The organism is Arthrobacter sp. GMC3, from assembly GCF_002929305.1.
Taxonomy (GTDB): Bacteria; Actinomycetota; Actinomycetes; order Actinomycetales; family Micrococcaceae; genus Specibacter.
The window spans coordinates 1-672 of sequence record NZ_PJIO01000088.1 but is presented as its reverse complement, the minus strand read 5'-3'; the positions used below and the strand labels follow the sequence as shown (position 1 = coordinate 672).

1 protein-coding gene is annotated in these 672 nt (G+C 64.6%); it reads left to right on the top strand.

The window, feature by feature from the left end; genetic code table 11:
* The coding region (locus CXQ94_RS22820) for a hypothetical protein (RefSeq protein ID WP_181034365.1) at positions 1–636 on the top strand (636 nt) is incomplete at its 5' end.
* Positions 637–672 lie beyond the last annotated feature (36 nt).

Here is a 672-nt window from a genome sequence, read left to right as displayed (position 1 = left end):
CTCCTCACCCTGGCCCGGGCACTGACCACCGCCGCCCACACCACCACCCAGACCGCCGCCCAGACCGCTGCCCAGGCCACTGCCCAGGCTGCCACGACCACGAGTACTGATCCCGGTACTGTGCCTGATAACGCTGGCACCGAATCCTGCGGCAACGCTGCACCTCGTGGGGGTTCTTTGGTGGGTGCCCCGTTGGGGGTGGTGCTGGAGTCCTTGACCGATGGGCAGGCGGTGGAGTGGGCGCAGTCCTTGGAGCAGTTGAATCATTTCCTGCAGGCCCTGTTGGTTCAGGTTGCCGGGGATCTAGCTCACCGGGTGCGTGCTGGCCGGTTTGATCAGACCGGGGCGGGCACCCCGGCAGGATTATTGATGCAGTCGCTGCTACTGGGTAGGGTGGAGGCGAACCGGCGTCTGCGCCTGGCCGGTACGTTCATGGCCACCCCGGACTCCCTTACCGGCACGGTCACCGACCCTGCCCAACCAGTCCTTGGCTCGTCCTTCTTTAGCGGGAACCTCTCAGCGGAGCAGGCCCTGACCGCCTCCGGGCATGTTGCCGACGCGGGGAACCTGTGCACGGCCGGACGGATCCCGGAAGGGGGGTGTCTAATTAATTGTGTATTGGGGTTCCTGATTTGAGATGAGGAATTGCGATGACAGTGGCGAAAGGATCCG